The organism is Methylorubrum zatmanii (genome assembly GCF_014845115.1).
In the GTDB taxonomy this organism is placed as follows: domain Bacteria; phylum Pseudomonadota; class Alphaproteobacteria; order Rhizobiales; family Beijerinckiaceae; genus Methylobacterium; species Methylobacterium zatmanii.
In genome coordinates this window covers 1-507 of record NZ_NKUI01000293.1, presented here as the reverse complement: position 1 = coordinate 507, position 507 = coordinate 1, and the positions used below count along the sequence as shown (strand labels likewise).

Here is a 507-nt window from a genome sequence, read left to right as displayed (position 1 = left end):
TGCCGACGAGGAAGGCGCCGACGGCGCCGATGCCCGTCCAGATCGTGTAGGCGGTACCGAGCGGCAGGCTCCGCATCGACCAAGCGAGGCAGGCGAAGCTCAACCCCATGGTGACGAAGGTGATGACCGTGGGCCAGAGGCGGGAAAACCCCTCCGACTGCTTCATCGCGAAGGCCCAGACGACCTCGAGAAGACCGGCGATGATGAGAACGATCCAGGCCACGGCAGCCTCATGAAGAGCATGAGCCGGGCCGTCCCGGACTTGGGCCCCTCGCAGGGGGAGGACGTTGCCTCTCGCGGACGTAGCTAAGGCATGGGGCGAGAGAGTCACGTGCGGTGCCGCACGAGGATTTCGCCGCGCATCGTCCGGTTCCGAAGGCCGGAGGCCAGCTTTCGGGACGGTGCGCTATTCCAGGCGCACCACCACGCTGTCGCTCGCGCCGTCCGCATCCATCACCGAGATCCGCGCGAAGCCGGCCCCCTCCGGGCTCCATTCCGATTGCCGGC

The 507-nt window shown here is 67.7% G+C and carries 2 protein-coding genes; both read right to left on the bottom strand.

Annotated features, from left to right (window positions below):
- Positions 1 to 223, bottom strand: a 223-nt coding sequence (locus tag MZTS_RS25410; protein WP_192285716.1) for an SMR family transporter, incomplete at its 3' end; no start/stop codon positions are given.
- Between the two features lie 183 nt (positions 224 to 406).
- Positions 407 to 507: hypothetical protein (locus tag MZTS_RS25730; RefSeq protein WP_425492778.1), on the bottom strand; the 101-nt coding region annotated here is incomplete at its 5' end.